Below are 20801 nucleotides of genomic sequence, written 5' to 3' on the forward strand. Positions count from 1 at the left end.
TATACATCTTAAAACCAATTATAATGTCTAAAAAATATCTTTCCTTGTTCCTTTGCACTTTTTTAATTTCCACAATTTCCTCAAAAGCACAAGATGCTGAAGTTACAATTCAAATAGATAAACTTTCAGAAGATGTGCATATGCTTACAGGCCAAGGAGGTAATATTGGAATATACGTTGGTGAAAGACAGGTTTATATGATCGATGACCAATTTGGAAGACTGAGCAGCAAAATAAAAGCTGCTATTAAAACAATAACGGACAAACCTATTTCTGTTTTATTAAATACCCACATGCATGGAGACCATACAGGGGGAAATGCCAACTTTAATACCGAAAACACAACAGTAGTAGCCCATGACAATGTTCGTACAAGAATGCAAACCAACTTACAAAAAGATCTGGATGACAATAAAATTGACGCCGAGCACTATGCCAAAATGTTGCCCGAAGTTACTTTTTCCGATGATATTACTTTTCATGATGATGATGAAACCATAATGGTCTTTCATGTGCACAACGCACATACGGATGGTGATGTTATGATTTATTTTTTAAAAAACAATGTAATCCATATGGGGGATACTTATTTTGCCGGTCGCTTTCCTTACATGGACCTAAATAGTGGAGGAAATGCAAATGGCTATATTAATGCACATAAGAAAGCATTAATGGTCATAAATGATGAAACCAAGATTATTCCAGGACACGGAAGTGTATCCAATAAAAAAGAACTAGAAATTTATGTAAAAATGTTAGAGGACCTTAAAGCCAAGGTGCAATCAGAAATTGATGCAGGAAAAACGTTGGAAGAGGTACAGTCCAAAACCTCCATTACAGACCCATACAATGCAACCCATGGCAACGGGTTTATTAATTCAGAAAGAATTTTAGAAATCTTTTATAAAAGTTTAAAAAAGTAAAAATCTTTGTAAAAAAAAATCCCGAGTCAAGCTCGGGATTCATATTTTATTTACTGAAAGCTTACTGTAACTTAAAGGTAATTGGAATACTAAATGGCACTCTTACCGCTCTACCCCTTTGCTTTCCTGGAGTCATTTTTGGAAGCTTTTCTATAATTCTCAAGGCTTCTTTTTCCAAGTTTTTATCTGGACCACGATATCTAATATTACCAATGCTACCATCTTTTTGTATAGTAAACATGACATTCACTCTACCTTGAACACCCATTTCTTGGGCAATTTCTGGATAGCGAAAGTTTTTACGGATATGCTTTTGCATCATTTCGTTAAAACAAGCTCTTTTATTGCTTGCACCTTCACAACCTGGAAAAACAGGTACATCTTCAATTACAGCAAAAGGCACATCAACATCCTCAAAATCATCTTCCACTTCTAAATCCTCTACCTCAACCACTTCTTCTTCTTGGCTAGTTTCCGTAGATTCTATTACAGTCTCCTCCACTTCTTCCTCATCTTCCACAACCTCAATAATTTCAGGAGCAGCTGGTGGTGGTGGTGGTGGTGGAGTTTTTATTTGCTCTGTCATTGGAACTTCTTCATCCAAATCATCGTCAATGTTCATAGATATATCATACTCATTATCTTTGTCATATGTCTTATGCTCCAAGGCACGCCACACAATCAACATTACCAAAGCCAAACCAGCTACAAAATATAAACTGCTATTTCTTCTTAAGTCTGCTTTTGGATTCTTTTTAAGTTCCATGATTTTTATATTTTATTGTTCGCTAATTTAATTATTTATTTTTCAAAAAAGCAACTAATTGCGCCATTTTAACGGCATTTTTTTGGAAAACATAAATTTTATAAGGCCTGCACCCATAAAAGCTCCTAAACCATTGGCCAAGGCATCCGCAATATCACCTTGCCTGTTTTGTGTAAACTTCACTTGTAACACCTCAATTAACATGCCATAAGCTATGGCGAAAATTGTTGCCCATAGTATAGCTTTCCCCATTACCATCTTCCCTTTTGTGATTTCCCTTAAAAACAGACTGCCCAATACCGAAACTCCTAAATAAAAAGCACAATGTACCAATTTGTCCATGTGAGGTATATCGATCCAAGACTCATCAATATCAATTCCCTTAAAGGAAGTTAAACTAAGATAAGTTACGAATAAGAGCCAGCCAATAAATGCTATGGTAAAAAAAGGCTTTTTAGGCACCTATCAGCTCTTTATAACCCTCTTCACTAAGTAATGATTCTATTTCAGATTCATCACTTATTTTTATTTTTATCATCCATCCATCACCGTATGGATCCGTGTTCACTTTTTCTGGTTCACTTTCCAAAGCATCATTGAATGCGATAATTTCACCACTTAAGGGCAGAAACAAATCCGAAACTGTTTTAACAGCTTCAACAGTTCCAAATACTTCATCCTTATCCAAAGTCTCATCCAAGGTTTCAACCTCAACATATACAATATCGCCCAATTCACTTTGAGCAAAATCCGTAATCCCCACTGTAGCAATATCTCCTTCTATGCTAATCCACTCGTGATCCTTAGTATACTTTAATTCTGATGGTATGTTCATTTAATTTTCTTTTGATGACAAAACAAATGTAAAGGATTATATATAGGTTATCAAAAAAAAGTAATTGACAAAAAATAAATCTAGTTTCCGAAGTTATACCTAATGGTAAAACCGGTATTAATAGTAGTTTGTGGAAAGGCTGTGGATACTGCAAATTTTGAAAAAGAATGATCGTAAAAGAACAACGCATTTAGATTCTTGGACAAGGCATAGTCCGCAGTAAATTTTAAAGAAAATAAGTTCTGGCCCGAAGTTATCTGATTATTATCTATATCCAAATTTCTTATAATGGTAAGGTTATCCCTTAGCGTAACATCTGCCTTTAGGTTTAAATCTCCCTTTAAACGTTGTTTTTCTCCTCCTATGTTCGTTACCATCTGAACATCTTTAAAACGATAGCCCAATCCAAGCGTATATTCTTTGCCGTTGATTTCGGTCATTAAATTATTGTCAAAACTCAAGGACAAAGCTCTATCCGTACGGATTTCGGCCAAGACACTCAAAGAACTCTGCATTTCAAAATCCAACCTGATCAATGGATTGAATTGATCCGTGAGTACCACATTGTTTATAATATTATCGGGTAAAAAATCTTGATTCTCCGGATTAATAGCCCCGTTTTGCTTTTCTAAATTGGTTTGAAAAGAATTAATGCTATATGAAGCTCTATAACCATGACCCAGTGAAAAACGCTTAAACTTCTTTTTAAACCATTTGTTCTTCATTAAGCCAGTAAACTTAATATTCCAGTTAGGAATGGGAATTTGCCTGAATGCATCCAAATTAACCCTATTAACATCTTGCCCGGTATATGCCGCAAAGAAAGCAGGTAACAAAACATCTTGATGTGTTTTACTATAACGCTCGGGAAAACCATCAGCATCCACATTACCCGTATCCTGACCCCTGTCCGAAACAACTCTATTGGCGATTGTAATCCTATTTTCCTTAAACTGGTCAAAAGTTTCAGAGGTAAATTCATCGCTCTTTCCAAATACAGTACCAATCATCATAGTAGAAATACTAAAATTCCCAAAATTGTTGCCCAAAAGATTTTCGTACTCATATTGTCCATTACCTAAATCATTAACCTGAAAACTTTCTTGATAGCTGCTAGAATACTGTCTGTCCGCAGATAAATCAATGGTTAAATCTTGGGTGGGTTGAGCAGTTGCGGTAATATTAAACTGTTTGTTGGTGCGTTCAATATATTGTTCATTAAATTCTGGGAAAGCCGTCAACCATCCGTTCCGGGCAGCTTCATAACGCACATCGGACTGACTACCAAAAACAAACCCTATAGAAGGTCTTGCCGTACCAATAAAACCTATGGATTGTGTATATCCCGGTAATACTTTTCCGTTATTCTCACTATAGTTAACATTAATTCTTTTGACCATTGTCAATATGTCCACAGCAGTATTAAAAAGCCCACTTGTCCCTTTGGTTTTCTCTGGGTTATTTCCACTTGCAGGATTACCTGCTTTATCCCTCCTCACGGGAGCATTGTTTGCAGTAACTTTTCCGCTTCTCTTTTTTAGACCTAGTAGGTCATAAAAACGTTGCATGGTAAGAGAAGCAGTTATATTATGTGTATTGGCATTCTGAACTGTATTTATATCTTCACCTGCAACTTCCCTTAAGGCGTCCCCTCCACGTTGCCAATCAAAATTACTGGTATAGGAATATTGGGCATTTATGAAATCTAAAGCAGGTATTTTGTTAAAAGGAACCTCATAATTTAATTGCATTTGCTGGGCATGCCTGTTGGGCTCCCCAATATCAAAAAAACCATCCCATAAATCCAACATGTTATTAATACCAGAATCACTATCGCCTTCCTCATTAAAATAATTTCGGACAATATTGTTGTTGCTTGCCGTTAGATTAAGTCGTAGGGATTTAGATAGACTATAATTTAAGGCATACTGCCAATTGAACAAATAATTACGCTGCTGCAACAATGGAAGCTCCAAAGCATCGACACCTGGCTCTAACACATCTCTAAATCTCTGCTGATTAAAAGAGCGGTTTATATTGGAATTTACAGACACACTTGTGGGCAACAAGTTAAAATTAAGATCTTTTAACCACTGCCAGTATTTACCTGTAAAAAGAGAATCTTTTTTGGCAAAAGGGGCAACCTCAGCTGGCTTAAAATTATGGTTGTATACAAAGCCGGTGGTAACGTTTTGATCTCTTAGATTGGCTATTTCAAAATCCCTGTGCTCCGTCTCGTTATAGGAGTAGTTCAGTGTAAAATTCTCAATATCATAAAAATTGGCATCGGCTTCCTCACCTCTATTTTTTCTCACCCCAATTAGATTGATGCTCGTTCTTTTAGTATAATCTTCTGCCTGCTCTTTAATGGTTTCCGCATCCTCCGCATTCCCAGCCGCAGCAATTCTATCTTCTAATTTTAAATCGTCATAAACAGGGTCAAATTCCGGAGTAATGACCTGTTCTGAAATTCCATAGTTAAACGGCAATTGCAAACCCCATTTTACAGGGAACAATTGGCCCATATTTAAGTTAGTTACCACATCATAAGAAATGGCATCTTCCCTAGCACGTTCATTTGGCATTTGGTCTATGGCACCAAATCCAGATGTACTCTTGCTTCCGGTTGCGGATACATTGGCAAAATCGGCAATATTGGCATCTAATGCTGCAATAGCTGCCCAACCTCCATTATTGTCCAAACCTGCCAAACGAAGTTCGTTGAACCAAACTTCTGCCCTTGCTGGTAGATTGTCCGAGTTTTTAACCCCAACCATCATACTTCTTAAGCTACCCAAGGAAGGGTTTCCTCGAATACCAATCCTTAACACACCTGGAGTCCTTGCTGCAAACTCTGGAACTGAAATCACTTCCCCATCAATTACTTCATAATAGTTAACTTGATTAAGAGTCTGATTGGCAATCCCCAAAGACTTTACTTTGTTTAAATCACTTAGTGCGATATTAATTTCATTAACATCTGGCCAAACTTCACTTTCCGAAGAAGCTCCAAAAGGAGTAAATTGCAACGGTAATTCTATTTGATAAAAGTTCTCGGAAAAATCTGTTCCTATTCTTAAGAAACCAATTATTGGGGTATCATCATTGGAATAGTCCGAATCCGCAATTTTTTCCGCATGCATAAACATTTTTATTCGCTCATATTGACGAACATCCATATTCACATTTTTGAACACTCCTCTAGAATCCTCTGATTCCAAATTTTCCACTTTAAAAGAAAGGGATTGCTCATTTTGGCGGATAATTGTATTGTTATTGTTCAATTGTTCCCTAATTACTCCCGGAGGCAGTACATAGGGAATTGGAATCCTACCATTGTTTTCTTCAATATTCACAGTATTTACATCCACTACTGTACCATCATCTGCAGGATTATTGTCCACATCGGGTTGCAATGATTTTGTATAGGTTCTCCAATCTCCCCTTACCAAATCCAAGGTAGCAAAACGAAGTACAACATCACTGCTGAAACCAGTAAGGTACATTCTCATAAAACTAATGGATCTAAAATCTGTAATCCCCCCAACGGCATCTGTAAAATCGTTCAATGGAATTTTATATTGAATCCACCTTCTATTTAAACTTTGTCCATTCGGCAGTTGCGGTGTAACCCCTTCTTTTATATCTGTTACATATAGATCATCAATAGTTGTATTGGGTTTTATGGGGATTCTATATTCATAATAACTATTTACCGTGTTCATGGTCAAATCCCTATCAATATCCTCAACGTCTGGCAAAGTAGTTGAACCTCTATTGGTATTGGTCACTTGAACAGGTGAATTTCCTTGGGGATTATTAAAATCCAAATAACGCTCCAAAATTCCACCTTCCCTGTTCAAATAATATTGATAGTTGTCCAAAGCTGGATCATTACCGCCATTATTGTTAAAAACACTAGACTCAGACGCATCGTCCAATCCATCAAATCCAATATCTTGAAGGCTTCTACTTGCCTCATCCACATCAAAAGCGTATACCAAAGACTGTGTAGAAGGCACTTCTCCCCACGAAGTTTGTGCGACCAAATCATTACTGCCTACTGCAGGAAGTCCATTTTCATATTGTTTTCTTCCATCCTTTAAAACATCTTCCGAGATATTACCCAAATTAAAGACCAGCTCCCCAGGACTTGTTGCTTCGCCGTCCACATAAGGGTCTAACACCCAAAACTGCACAAACTCCACATTGGATTGCTCAAAATTGGTACTGCTTAGGGAACGCATAATTCCACCCCATTTTTCCTGTGGCTGTGCTGCATCAAAATTGGGGTTATTGTTATAGGGTCCTTTGGCATTGGGATAATAAGCTATATCCAAAGTGTTCTGAACTGTTGTTTGTCCTTGGGCAATATCAATCTGAGGAAAAACCTCATCTATAAATATTCTTCTAGTGGCACTGGTAGAAATGTCATTATCGCTTATTCCCGATGGTCGTTGGTTTGTAAAAAAAATAGGGTCTATTGTATACCAAGCCATCTTGGCCCTTCCATACCCATTTTCCAAATTGGCAGGGTCCTCTGGAGAACTTCCTGTCAACTGCCCTCCCGGAACAAATTCCAAAGGCGTACTTGCCATAGTCCAACCCAAAGAAGAACGTATATCTATTAATGCTTGGGCGCCTTCAAAATCATCTAAATAAGTAGTTGTCTCCCCTTGAAAATTTGCATTTTTAGGTGAATTGGGCTTTAAGAAGGCAACCTCTCCCCGTACTGACAAGTTTGAAGGTACATCCGTATCTATATTTGGCAATTTATTCGCAAGGCGAGTCAAAAAAGGAACTTCAGTCGAAAAGTTTCCGTTAAGACCAAATATGGTATTGTTAACTGGCTCTATTCCAAAGTTTGATTTTTGGGTCAATGGACGTTCGTTCAAATTAAGAAGTGTAGCCCCCAATACAAAGTTTTTGTTTACTTGATGTTCTATATTCACGCCCGTAAACCTTCTTGTCTGCTGCCCAAAAACCGCATTGTTCTCTACTGAGATATTAATAGGAACATTGGAAGCTTCCAAACTAGGATCCAATATCTGTACAGTTCCTGCTTGATAGTTCACAGTATAATCTATACCTTCCTGTAATTGGCGACCACCAGCAGTAACCCTAACTGAACCTCGAGGCACGTTAAAAGCCCCAATGGGGATACCGTTGTTTCCTTCGGACTTATATCTTCCCTTTAGTAAAAACCTGTTTTTCTCGGCATCCTCCAAAGATGCAGCTTTGGTCTGGGCATACATGTTTCTAAACACATACTTCTGTTGATTGGCATTATACCCTTGATCATTATCCACATCATAGGTCCCTCCTCCCAACTGGTCAAATAAATATTCTCCAAAAGGCTCAACTGTGCTAAAAATAATTCTACCTCCTCTTGTATCAACAGTAATTCCAGGTATAAAATCAAAAAAACCATCACCACCAGGCTGCACATCATTATAGGTGTTCAACCTATCCAAATTAAAAACATTCAAAAGAATACGGTCTTGAAGGCCAGTTGGCCAGCCAGACCCAGGTGATTCATCTACAGGTGTTATATAATTTCTTGGTGTCGGGTCAGAATATAGAATGTTTAACTTAAAATCTTCCTGACTCAACTGAAAAGCTCCTGTTGAGTAAATATTTTTCATCATTAAATCCCATATGGGATCATTAACATTGGTAATATTACTTTTCAGTAATTTTAAGATCAATGTATTGTTTTCAATAATAGGATTAACACCTCCTGATACCGTCGTAGCATCCAAACCACCATTAGCAAATTCCCCAACTTGATAAACTTCCCCATTATAGGTATATTGAAAAGCTACACCCAGGACCTCATCATTGCTCAGCCTTTGGTTCAAGGAAATATATCCCAATTGAGAATCAAATTGATAATCTCTCCCTTGATCCAATTTTCTTGCATTTTCCAGTATAGCATAGTCAAACCCTTGATTAACAGTATAGCCCGGTACATTAAACCCTGCTTCCACAGTGGCAATATCCCTAATTTGAGATGTCAACGCACCACCATTCCCCAAAAGTCCAGGATCATAATCATTGGCATTATTTCTTGGCAATCCATTTCCAGGATTATTAAAAAACCCTGCTGGGTCTCCATTAAATTGACCTATTCTGGTCTGCTCTTCATCGGCCTCACCCAAATCCTGAATGGCCACCACATTCCTAACATTTAAGGTTTGTTGGTTTCTGTTGGTCACCCAAACTTCCAAACGTGTTATTTGTACCTGACTTCTTATGTATGGATAGTTTTCTAAAGCCGTATCATAATTGTCCCTAAAATATTGGGACAAGAAAAAGTGTTTGTCCTCATCATAGTCCAATGCGGAGAGTGAATAATCGTTCAACGTTCCCCCACCTTGAGCAACTACCGTGTTGTTTTGGGAACGTTGTTCCGAGAATACAGCCGTAACAGTTGTTTTTCCAAACTGCAATTGTGTCTTGACCCCAAATAGACTTTGTGCACCAGTGATTAAGGAGCTATTTAAAGGCATGTTTACATTACCAACTTCAATTTTTCTAATAATGTCATCCTCGGTAGGCGTATAATCCAGTTTTACTAAATTTTGAAAATCAAAAGTAGCCTCTGTATCATAGTTTGCAGTAACCTGCAAGCGTTCCCCAATTTTACCCAACATACTTAAGCTTATACGTTGATCAAAATCAAAGGAAAGATTGGTTCTGTTCCTTGGTGATAGTGCCGGGTTGTCGTTCTTTTGCCAGATAACCCCCAAATCCATAGCAACGGACCCTTGTGGAATAACCTCAATGGTATTCCCGCCAAAAACCGACTCAAAAAAATTGTTGTTTATATAAAAATTGGGTAGAAGATTTTTACGCGCTTCTTCGCTTCCCTCTTTTTTACCAGAAAAGGCATCAATCTTATCTTTAAAATAAGATTTCATATTCTCTTTTTTTACCAATTCCAAATATTGTTCAGGGGTAAGAATAATTGGATAGCTGATGTCAAAATCCCCAACGGTTTCAGAATATATATAGCGATCCATTTGCGGGTCGTATGTATATTTAGAAACTATGCTCTCTGGATTCTCCAATTTAAGCTTTCCCAAAGCAAAACCGGTTTTAACCGAGTCAACTTCTTGTTCATCTGTTTCTTGGGCAAAAGTTAATTGTGTAGCTCCTAGAAAAAAAATGGATAGAAAAAAAAGCTTAAATGATGATTTAAGATATTGTTTTGCCCCTGTCTTCAAATTTTTTACAAATTTTTAAGCGCGAGTTTTATTATGTTCTCAACACTTAGTGTAGCATCTTGGCTTAAAACCTTGTCCACCACCTTTTCGGCCTGCTTACGGACAAAACCAAGAACCTCTAAAGCAGATAACGCTTCATCCTTATTTGTATTGTTTGAAGAAGAGGAAACTTCGTCAATATCATAGATTTTTAAAACCTTGTCTTTTAGATCCAAAATTACACGCTGTGCAGTCTTGGCCCCAATACCTTTTATCCCCTGAATTGTAGCTACATCTCCAGTGGCAATTGCATCTCTTATTTGTCCTGGTGACAAAGAAGACAGCATGGTTCTCGCGATGCTGGATCCTATCCCGGAAACTGAGATCAATAACCTAAAAATTTCTCTTTCAGATTTCTCCGCAAAACCAAACAAAGTATGGGCATCCTCCTTTATTTGAAGATGGGTAAATAACTGAATACTTTCCTCATCACTAATTTTGGAAAACGTATGAAGGGAAATGTTTACAAAATAACCCACGCCAAAACATTCTATAATCACGTAAGTTGGATTTTTCTCAACCAATTTTCCTTTTAAATGAGCAATCATTCTTATTCTTTATATGATGTTTTTGGCTTGCTTTCTTTTTTCTCTTTCTTGTGCATCTATTACTGCAATGGCAGTCATGTTCACCATTTCATCTACACTGGCACCCAATTGAAGAATGTGTACCGATTTTCTTAAACCGACCATAATGGGACCTATGGAATCCGCCTTATTAAGCTCTTTCAACAACTTATAAGTGATGTTTGCTGATTCTAAATTTGGAAATATCAATGTATTCACTTGCTTCCCGTTTAATTTGCTAAAAGGAAACTGACTCTTTCTTAATTCTTGATTCAATGCAAAATCTATTTGTATTTCACCATCCACCTTTAAGTCTGGATTATATCTGTGTAAAATTCGTACTGCCTCCTTAACCTTAGTTGAATTAGGGTGCGTGGAAGAACCAAAGTTTGCATAGGACAACAATGCCAAAACTGGGTCAAAACCAAAAGTGGCTGCCACATTCGCCGTCATTTGGGCGATTTCAGCAAGTTCAGAGGCTGTTGGGTCTATATTTATTGAGGTATCTGCTAAGAACAAAGGCCCCCTGGAAGTAATCATGATATTTACAGTGGACACTTTCTTTACGTTGGAAGCCCTGCCAATGACTTCAAAAATAGGTTTTACTACCGTTGGGTACGCTCGGGAATAACCGGATATCATTCCATCTGCATCACCTTCCAATACCATCATTGCCCCAAAATAATTACGCTCTCGCATTTTATTTTTTGCATTGTACAAGGTAGTTCCACTTCTTTTTCTTGATTCATAATGCTTGGTGGCATAATGCTCCCTTCTTTTTCTTGATTCCGCTGACTCCGCATTTGGGTCTATAATCGGAATATCAGCATCAAACTCCAGTTCCTTTTTTAGTTCTGTAATAATCTCCTTATTACCCAATAAAATAGGATGTGCAATTCCCTCTTCATATACAATCTGAGCAGCTTTTATCACATCCAAATGGTCTGCTTCGGCAAAAACAATTTTTTTAGGGTTTATTTTTGCACGATTCATCAAAAGACGAACCACTTTGTTATCATTCCCAGAACGCTGTAATAATTCGTTCTTGTAGGATTCCCAATTTTTAATGGGTTCCTTGGCCACACCACTATCCATGGCGGCCTTTGCAATTGCAGGTGGAATTTCAGAAATCAACCTTGGATCAAAAGGCTTTGGTATTATGTACTCTTTCCCATAAGTAAGCCGGGTTTCTCCATAGGCAATATTTACCTGTTCGGGCACAGGCTCTTTTGTTAATTCCGCCAAGGCCTTTACTGCTGCCATTTTCATTTCTTCATTGATTGCAGTGGCCCTAACATCTAGAGCGCCCCTAAAAATAAAAGGAAATCCCAGCACGTTGTTCACTTGATTGGGATGGTCGGAACGACCCGTGGCCATAATAATATCCTTTCTGGTCTTAACTGCCAAATCATATTTAATCTCAGGATCTGGATTGGCCATGGCAAAAACAATGGGGTTCTTGGCCATAGATTTCAACATTTTGGGAGTAACAATATCTGCTATGGATAATCCTATAAAAACATCCGCATCCACCATTGCCTCCTCGAGGGAATTAATTTTTCTACTTGAAGCAAACTCAGCCTTTTCAGCAGAGAGGCTTTCCCTGTCCGTACGAATAACCCCTTTGCTATCCAACATCACAATATTATCGGCACTTGCTCCAAATGCCTTATACAGTCTTGTACAAGAAACTGCTGCGGCACCCGCACCGCTAACAACAATTTTTACATCCTCTATTTTCTTTTCAGATATTTCCAAAGCATTTAATAATGCAGCAGCAGAAATAATTGCCGTACCATGCTGGTCATCATGCATCACAGGAATATCAAGCTCTTCCTTGAGCCTTCTCTCAATTTCAAAAGCCTCAGGAGCTTTTATATCTTCGAGGTTTATCCCTCCAAAAGTCGGAGCGATGATTTTTACCGTCTCAATGAATTTATCAACATCCTTTGTGTCTAGTTCAATATCAATTCCATCGATATCGGCAAAAATTTTGAAAAGCAAGGCTTTTCCTTCCATTACCGGTTTTGATGCTTCAGGGCCAATATCCCCCAACCCAAGAACAGCAGTACCATTGGAAATAATAGCAACTATATTTCCCTTGGCAGTATATTTATAGACATCATCCTTGTTCTTTGCTATTTCCAAGCAAGGTTCTGCCACTCCAGGAGAATAGGCAAGTGCCAAATCCCTTTGCGTAGCGTAAGGTTTTGTTGGTACAATTTTAATTTTTCCAGGCGCTGGTTTCGCATGATAAATCAATGCTTCTTGCCTTTTTTTTTGCTCGCTCATATGGTGTGTTTTCTCAAAACAAATTTAAAGGTATTCTTAGGAAAAAAGGCTTCAAAATTCAACTAATCAAACTAGAATATAGATAAGGGTACTTTTCTATATACTAAATACCGATTATTCTATCTGTGGTCCCTCTTCTTTCGAAACATTCAACCGCATTGCAAAAAATGCGGCAATGACAAAAAAGATGCCTCCAAACAAAATGGCATTTATAGCATTGCTTCCCAAAAGATTTTTAAAAATAGGGCCAAAAGTCAGTGTTTCTATTCCCATAGGGATTACTATCATCATATTTAAGATTCCCATATACACCCCACGTCTATCTTGGGGCACTATTTTAGAGACCATGGTGTATGGTATACCCATCATGGCCGCCCAACCAATCCCAAATAAAACCATTGGCACCAAGATTAAATAGGGGTCAGAAATATAGGGTATGATCAACAAAGCCAGTCCTGTACCAAGCAAACTGGAAGCATATATTTTTTTACCTCCATACCTTAAGGTTAAAGGAACCAATGCCAAAGCAACCAACATGGTAACCACATTATATGTAAAGCTCATTTTGGCAGATTGTGCAGCTGCCTCAGAAGTGTCATACCCCATGGTTGTCCTTAATAAGGGCACAATAAATTGCCAATACACAAAAAGTGCATACCATTGAAACAAATAGACTATTGACAATTTCCACATGAATTTTGGCATGTCCTTCACGGCCTTTGAAATTTCCACAAAAGGCATTTTAAATCGTTCTAAAAAGGAAAGTCCTTTATGTTTATTAATTTCTAATAATTCTTCATCACTAGGGGGGATTTCAGGTGTTTTTATAACGGACCATAGAATGGTTGTAACCGATAAAATTGCGCCAATGAAAAAAGAATAATATATCCATGTTGGAATGGTCCCAACTGTTTCTGATACTTCTTCTGCGCCAAATAAATATTGAAATAAAAATATTGACAAAGTAGCCAAAAGTATTCCAGCTCCAACAAACAAGCTCTGCATTTGATATCCCAAACTTAATTGCTTTTCAGGCAATTTATCACCAACAAATGCGCGGTAAGGCTCCATGGCCATATTGTTGCCCACATCCAAAATCCATAACAAGCCCACTGCAAACCATAATGTGGGACTTAAAGGAAACGCAAACAAACAAAGACTGCCCAAAACAGCCCCAATTAAGAAAAATGGCTTTCTTCTTCCCCACCGTGGCGACCAGGTCTTGTCCGACATTGCCCCAATAATTGGTTGGACAATTAAACCTGTCACTGGGCCAGCAATATTTAATATAGGCAACATATCCTCTGGTGCTCCCAAAAAAAGAAAAATTGGATTAATTGCTGTTTGTTGCAGACCAAAACTATACTGAATACCCAAAAAACCAACATTCATATTAAATATCTGCCAAAAACTTAACCTTGGTTTACTTATCATTCCCATTTTTTCGAATTTAGGTATCTGTTGAAAAATTCTTAAAATTAAAGCGTTTCGAATATAGTATTTTTAATTTTCCCTTAGAAAATTTGTACAATTAAAATGGTATTTAGAATTACTAAATCGATAAAGTAAACTGAAAAACTATTTTAAAAATTCAATATTTCTTTTCAAGCCAGAAAATTTGGTGCGTTTTACAGCCGATTTTTGAAATACTTTTTTAAAAACATCCTCAGTTATTTCCTTCCAATCCTTTTTGCTCATTGACAGTAATTCCGGTTTGGGATTAAAAAGCGGTTCACTATGGGCTTTTGAGAAACGATTCCATGGACATACATCTTGACATACATCACAACCAAACATCCAATCATCAAATTTGCCATGAAACTCATTGGGGATTTCATTCTTCAATTCAATTGTAAAGTAGGATATACATTTACTGCCATCCACAACATAGGGTTCCACAATGGCTTCTGTAGGGCAAGCATCTATACATGCTGTGCAGGTGCCACAATGATCGGTCACTGGTAAATCATAGTCCAATTCCAAATCCACAATCAGTTCCGCTATAAAATAAAAGGACCCTACTTGTTGCGTTAATAGGTTGCTATGTTTCCCTATCCAGCCCAATCCACTTTTTGCCGCCCATGCCTTGTCCAGAACCGGGGCTGAATCAACAAAAGCCCTACCATTGACCTCTCCAATTTCTTCCAAGATAAATTCTTGAAGTTGTTTTAGTTTTGATTTTATAACATGATGGTAATCTTGACCATAGGCATATTTAGAAATTTTAAAAGTGTTTTCTATTTGCTCTTCTTCTGGATAATAATTTAGCAAAAGTGATATTACGGATTTGGAACCTTCTACCAATTTGGTAGGATCTAGCCTCTTATCAAAATGGTTTTCCATATAGCTCATTTCACCCTGCATATTCTTGCTGAGCCATTTTTCCAACCTTGGCGCTTCCTCTTCTAAAAACTCAGCTTTTGAAATACCACAAGACAAAAAACCGAGGCGTTTAGCTTCCTCTTTTATAAGGTTTGTATATTTTAATTTAACACTCATTTTTTGCCCCTCTCCTTAAACTTCATTTTTAATCCTACAGGTTTTAAAGTGATTAAAGGGTTTATGCTTATTTCTTTAGTTTCAGAAACTACTTCAAATTTTTGAAGTACTTCATTGATGGTTAAAATCATTTCGAACATGGCAAAATTATTGCCTATGCACAATCGAGGCCCAGCCCCAAACGGGATATAATATTCTGATTTATGAAGTTGCTCATTTTCCGAAAATCGTTCTGGCATAAATTGGTCAGGATTTTTCCAAAAATCTATATTCCTGTGTAATTCATAAATTGAAATACCTATCATAGTGCCTTTCTTAAAATGATACGTGCCAATCTTATCATCTTCAATAGCCACACGATCTGTAATCCATACCGGTGGATATAGTCTCATACTTTCTTGCACACAATCTTTAATTAAGGTAAGCTTTCCTATCTTTTCCAATAGGGATTGTTTTGTTTTACAGTTTTCAATTTCTTTTTCAACCTTATCCCTTATTTCTTTATTCTGAGCAATTAATGTCAATGAAAAGGTTAAAGCATTTGCAGTAGTTTCATGACCAGCAACAAATAGTATTAAAATCTCATCTATTAACTGGTCATTGCTCATAGAGGTTTCATCTTCATATTTTGCATCCAAAAGCATTTGCAAAAGATCATCATGGCGATCGGCTGACTGTCTTCTTTGCTCTATTACCTTATTAATTATTCCCCGACCTTCCTTTACCAATTTCATATGATAACGAATATCCCCATTTAAAATGTATAAAAGCTTTTTATGGGGTTGCCGTATGTCCTTGACAATAAATTTTTGTAATTGCTCAACTATTGTCTGTAAACGCTTTAATGTTTCTCTTCTAGCCGAAAAATTAAAAAGTGATTTAGCTACAACCTCAAAAGCCAGTTCATTCATTATGGGATATAAGTCCAAAATCTTACTAGTTTCAATTTTATTTACCTGCTCTTTTATGGAAGAGTCAATAATAGAAACCAAATTTTCCAATTTCTCTCTATGAAAACCAGGCTGTATTAGGCGTCTTTGCTTTAACCAATAATCTCCATTGGAAGTCAAAAGACCATAGCCTACATATTTAGAAAGGTATTTGGTTTGAATTTCTGACTTATGGTATATTCTATGGTTTTTTCGAAGTATATGCTTCGTAATTACAGCATCTCTAGTAAGAACAATGGGAGGGCCAAATAGTGGTTTAACGTAAAAAGAACCTTGGTGTTCATTAAACCATCTTTGTTGGAAAGGAATTGGATTTTTCGCAAATGCAGAAGAATTAATTAAAAATTTATAAAAAGGAACCTTATTAGGATATTTATATTTGCTCATTGAATAACCCTCCTTGAACATTTCCTTTTATTTTTCCAAGATGTTTATAAGCCAACTCCGTCACCTCTCTTCCCCTAGGTGTTCGCATTATGAAGCCCTGTTGTATTAAAAAAGGTTCGTAGACTTCCTCAATGGTTTCAGTACTTTCAGATACTGCAGTTGCTATAGTACTAATACCTACCGGCCCCCCTTTGAATTTATCAATTATGGTAGTCAATATTTTATTGTCCATTTCATCCAGTCCATGCGCATCTACATTTAATGCCTTTAGACTGTATTTGGATATTTCTATATCTATATTTCCATCCCCTTTTATTTGGGCAAAGTCCCGTACCCTTCTTAAAAGAGCATTGCAAATTCTGGGTGTCCCCCTACTTCTGCCAGCAATTTCAATAGAAGCTTCATTGGTTATGGGCACGTTTAATATTTCAGAACTTCTTTGCACTATAGTGGACAACAATTCTGTAGAATAATATTGCAACCTACTTTGAATACCAAACCTTGCACGCATTGGAGATGTCAACAAACCTGACCTTGTTGTGGCTCCAATCAAAGTAAACGGATTAAGGTTTATTTGAACGGACCTAGCATTGGGGCCTGTCTCAATCATAATATCTATCTTATAATCTTCCATAGCGGAATACAGGTATTCTTCTACAATAGGGCTAAGACGATGAATTTCATCTATAAACAATACATCTCTTTCCTGAAGATTTGTCAACAATCCTGCTAAATCCCCGGGTTTGTCCAAAACAGGTCCAGAAGTTATCTTGATACCCACTCCCAATTCATTGGCCAAAATATGAGCCAAAGTAGTTTTCCCTAATCCAGGAGGACCATGAAACAAGGTGTGATCCAAAGCTTCATCCCTAAGATTGGCAGCTTGAACAAAAATCTTTAGATTTTCCAAAACTTGTTCTTGCCCCGTAAAATCATCAAAAGAAATAGGTCTTAATGCCCTTTCAATATCCAGTTCTTCTGGGGAAAAGTTATCTGAGGAAGGATTTAAATTTTCGTTCATATTATAACAAAGATAGTGGAAAAAGAGGATAGTTTTTGTGATTTTCACCTTAAAGAAAGAGCTATTCAATTCGATAAAATGTCGTAATTTGAAACCATGAAAAACACAATTTATCCATTTGGAACTCTCCAATACATTCCAATTTTTTATGTAATCTGGTCAGATGACCTCCTTTCTGTTTCAGAAACCAATGTGGTCATTAATGCCTTAAACCAAGATGAATTACTTCCAGAAGAGGACAAAATTGTTTTAAAGGAATGGCTTGACAGGAAGAACCCTCCCAGTGATTCCGAATTAAAAAAGTGGAAACAACTTATTTCCTCTTCCAAAGTTAAGTTAATTGAAAGTGAAACTTATCCCCTTACTTCATTTAGCAAAAAATTGGTTGTGGCCTATGGTTATGAATCTATCTTAAATGAGAACATAAAACAAATTGAAATCAATCTTGGTATACAGCCCAATCATTACAATCACTTATTTGATGTTGAAATAGTTCATAAAAAAACTTCCAACTACTACAATTCATTAGAAATAGATACCATTCTTAAAGCTGACCATAGTAAAGAAATAGACAGTTTTCGTAAGTTCTTAAGTGACCCCATTTTCCAATGGGATATTCAAAGGGATAAGGAAAAATTCAGAGAAAAGGTTCTAAGTCAAGTTAAAATTTTGGCCAATAAAGGATATGGTGCCATGGCCTACCCTAAAGAATATGGAGGCACAGGTAATATGCCTGTTTATGCATCAATCTTTGAAAACCTTATTTATGTCGATGCCAGTCTTACAGTAAAATTTGGAGTGCAATTTGGCCTTTTTGGTGGTAGTGTTCAAAAATTAGGAACAAAGCAACATCATGATACATATTTAAGCGATACCGGAAAAGCAAAACTATTGGGATGTTTTGCCATGACAGAAACTGGTCACGGTTCCAATGTTAGAGGTGTAAAAACCACCGCCACATATGATAAAAAAACTGACACCATTACCATACATACCCCCGGTAAAAATGATAATAAGGAATATATTGGAAATGCATTGCATTCTACAATGGCTTCCGTTTTTGCCCAGCTCATCGTAAATGGCAAAAATGAAGGCGTACATGCTATTTTAGTTCCTATTAGGAATGAAAAACACCAATTAATGAAAGGTGTCTCCATTGAAGATAATGGTTACAAATTGGGATTAAATGGTGTTGACAATGGAAAAATATGGTTCAATCAAGTAAAAGTACCTAGAGAAAATCTATTGAACAAATATGGTAGCATTACGAAGGATGGCAATTATTATTCAGACATAAAAAATCCAAGCAAACGCTTTTTTACCATGCTGGGAACATTGGTCGGTGGACGTATATGTGTAGCCAAAGGTGCAATAAGTGGGGCGAAGCTATCCTTAGCTATTGCTGTAAAACATGCATTACAAAGAAGGCAGTTTAATGATAACATTAAAATACAGGAGGATTTGTTAATGGATTATCCTTCCCATCAATTACGATTGACCCCTGAAATTGCCTCTTCTTATGTATACCATGTCACTATGGACCATATGATGAAATTATACAGTGATGAAACCATTACTGACAAAAGAAAAATTGAGACACAAGCTGCTGGCTTAAAAGCCATAATAACAGATTTTGCCAATGATACTATTCAAGAATGTAGAGAAGCTTGCGGTGGAAAAGGATATCTAATAGAGAACAGAATTGCTGATTTAAAAGGTGATGTGGATATTTTCACCACATTTGAAGGGGATAACACAGTGTTGTTACAATTGGCAGCAAAGGGCATTTTAGCAGATTTTAAAACTGAATTCAATAGTGCTGGATTTTCTTCAGTGTTAAGATTAGTAGGGGCGCAGATAAGTGACAAGTTAGCCACCATCAATCCACTTTACATAAATAAGGTGGACAAAGATCACTTATATAATCCTAAATTCCATAAACATGCCTTTAATTATAGAACCAGAAGACTCACCTACACCTTGGCCATGAGAATTAGGGATTATATTAAAAAAGGAGTTCCTTCCTATCAAGCATTTTTAAAGGTCCAAACCCATTTATTAGCCTTGGGAAAGGCGTATAGTATTGAATTGGCCTATGAGACATTCACCAATTTTACCGATAACATTTCAGATGAAAAAAATAGGTTGTTATTCCAAAAATTGGGAACGCTATATGCCCTACATGAAATAAGAAAAGACACAGGTTGGTATTTGGAACAAGGCTATATTGGAGGGACCAAATCAAAAGCTATAAGACAACGAGTAGAGCGCCTATGTACCGAACTACGGCCTCACATTGAAGTACTTGTAGATGGTTTTGGAATTCCCGAACATTGCATAACAGCGCCCATTGCCAATTAATCCTCTTCCTTACGCAATAAGGATTTGTTTAAAAATTCGGTAATCGTGATTTTAGGGTTCCCCGATAAAATAGTTTTGGAAGTACCACTAGATATTAACTCAATCTCCTTATACACGTACACTCTGGCAGTTGGTGAACCTTCTAAATTTAATAATGCACTTGCAACTTCAAGTTTTTCGCCCTTAAAATTGGTATTCTCTACTAATTTAAGATGCAGACTATCTGTTGTACCGTCTAATTTTACTGTTGCATTTTTATACATTTCAAAACGTGCAGTTTCACTAACGGAATACATATTTAAATCAACCTTATCTTTCAGGGATACATAGAGAGAGTCACTATCTATATTAAAATCCCCAGAACTATTTCCTTCCATGTTTACATGCATTAATCCAGCACTAACATTAAGTTTTAATTTTGATGATCCAAAGGTGCTTATATAAAATCTATCCGATGATATCATACTTTCCCCTAAAACTTTGCCATCCCTTAAAGTAATAGCCTCCAACTTCTTATAATTAACCTTAATCTCTAATTTTTTCTTCCCTGTTACTTTATAGAATGAACTTATTATCAATGTACTGTCCTCAACTTTAAATTTAAATATGTCAATCAAATTATCGTCCGCAGTAATATCGTAGCTTTCTTCCGAAGATTTTTGCAAAATAATATCCAAATCATCATTCAACTGAATTGCTTTAAATGCTGGTAAATATTCTCTAATCTCAACAACATTTTTATTTCCTTTTATTTTGGGCTTTTTCTGACCATAAATGAAGCCACTGGCCAATACCAATAGCAACAAAAGAGTTTCTTTTTTCATTTTCAACAAATTTAATAATGGTTATAGTGTGTTTCGTTTCTAAATATATTACAAAATAGTGACACTCTATATGTTAGGTAATGGCAATAAAAAAAGCCCGTCTAGTTTA

At 36.7% G+C, this 20801-nt stretch carries 13 protein-coding genes; 2 read left to right on the forward strand and 11 right to left on the reverse strand.

The genetic code is table 11. The features are described 5' to 3' along the window. Window positions 1–23 precede the first annotated feature (23 nt). Window positions 24–923: an MBL fold metallo-hydrolase gene (locus GGR42_RS07005; RefSeq protein ID WP_167962250.1), complete on the forward strand. Its 900-nt coding sequence runs from the start codon at window positions 24–26 to the stop codon at window positions 921–923. 61 nt (window positions 924–984) lie between these two features. On the opposite strand, the gene GGR42_RS07010 is transcribed toward GGR42_RS07005, so the two are convergent. The 10 genes from GGR42_RS07010 to ruvB form a co-directional block, all read right to left on the reverse strand. Further along, the gene (locus GGR42_RS07010) at window positions 985–1689 is read right to left on the reverse strand and encodes an energy transducer TonB (RefSeq protein ID WP_167962252.1); all 705 of its coding nucleotides are present in this window, start codon (window positions 1687–1689) and stop codon (window positions 985–987) included. Between the two features lie 54 nt (window positions 1690–1743). Beyond that, on the reverse strand, window positions 1744–2151 hold the full coding sequence (locus GGR42_RS07015) for a VanZ family protein (protein ID WP_209023933.1): 408 nt from the start codon (window positions 2149–2151) through the stop codon (window positions 1744–1746). Continuing rightward, entirely contained in the window at window positions 2144–2524 is a 381-nt protein-coding gene (gcvH, locus tag GGR42_RS07020) for a glycine cleavage system protein GcvH (RefSeq protein WP_167962256.1), read from the reverse strand. Before gcvH ends, GGR42_RS07015 begins: the two co-directional genes overlap by 8 nt. Before the next feature lie 80 nt (window positions 2525–2604). Further along, window positions 2605–9753: a T9SS outer membrane translocon Sov/SprA gene (gene sov, locus GGR42_RS07025; protein WP_167962258.1), complete on the reverse strand. Its 7149-nt coding sequence runs from the start codon at window positions 9751–9753 to the stop codon at window positions 2605–2607. A gap of 5 nt (window positions 9754–9758) precedes the next feature. Beyond that, window positions 9759–10340 (reverse strand): Holliday junction branch migration protein RuvA, encoded by a 582-nt coding sequence (gene ruvA, locus GGR42_RS07030; RefSeq protein WP_167962260.1) that lies wholly within the window; start codon window positions 10338–10340, stop codon window positions 9759–9761. A gap of 9 nt (window positions 10341–10349) precedes the next feature. Further along, window positions 10350–12650, reverse strand: a complete 2301-nt coding sequence (locus tag GGR42_RS07035; RefSeq protein WP_167962262.1) for an NADP-dependent malic enzyme — start codon at window positions 12648–12650, stop codon at window positions 10350–10352. Window positions 12651–12764: 114 nt separating this feature from the next. Next, window positions 12765–14090: an MFS transporter gene (locus GGR42_RS07040; RefSeq protein WP_167962264.1), complete on the reverse strand. Its 1326-nt coding sequence runs from the start codon at window positions 14088–14090 to the stop codon at window positions 12765–12767. Between the two features lie 138 nt (window positions 14091–14228). Continuing rightward, window positions 14229–15149, reverse strand: coding sequence for a tRNA epoxyqueuosine(34) reductase QueG (gene queG, locus GGR42_RS07045; RefSeq protein ID WP_167962266.1), 921 nt, complete (start codon window positions 15147–15149; stop codon window positions 14229–14231). After that, the gene (locus GGR42_RS07050; protein WP_167962268.1) at window positions 15146–16486 is read right to left on the reverse strand and encodes a cytochrome P450; all 1341 of its coding nucleotides are present in this window, start codon (window positions 16484–16486) and stop codon (window positions 15146–15148) included. Before GGR42_RS07050 ends, queG begins: the two co-directional genes overlap by 4 nt. Continuing rightward, the gene (gene ruvB, locus GGR42_RS07055; RefSeq protein ID WP_167962270.1) at window positions 16473–17507 is read right to left on the reverse strand and encodes a Holliday junction branch migration DNA helicase RuvB; all 1035 of its coding nucleotides are present in this window, start codon (window positions 17505–17507) and stop codon (window positions 16473–16475) included. The genes GGR42_RS07050 and ruvB overlap by 14 nt, the downstream gene beginning before the upstream one ends. Before the next feature lie 96 nt (window positions 17508–17603). Between ruvB and GGR42_RS07060 the strand changes: the two genes are divergently transcribed. Continuing rightward, complete coding sequence (locus GGR42_RS07060; protein WP_167962272.1) at window positions 17604–19868, forward strand: acyl-CoA dehydrogenase family protein; 2265 nt, start codon at window positions 17604–17606, stop codon at window positions 19866–19868. Here GGR42_RS07060 and GGR42_RS07065 read toward each other — a convergent pair. Beyond that, complete coding sequence (locus tag GGR42_RS07065; RefSeq protein WP_167962274.1) at window positions 19865–20692, reverse strand: GIN domain-containing protein; 828 nt, start codon at window positions 20690–20692, stop codon at window positions 19865–19867. The two genes, GGR42_RS07060 and GGR42_RS07065, sit on opposite strands and share 4 nt — an antisense overlap. Window positions 20693–20801 lie beyond the last annotated feature (109 nt).

The sequence above is a fragment of the Saonia flava genome, assembly GCF_011927795.1.
In the GTDB taxonomy this organism is placed as follows: Bacteria; Bacteroidota; Bacteroidia; order Flavobacteriales; family Flavobacteriaceae; genus Saonia; species Saonia flava.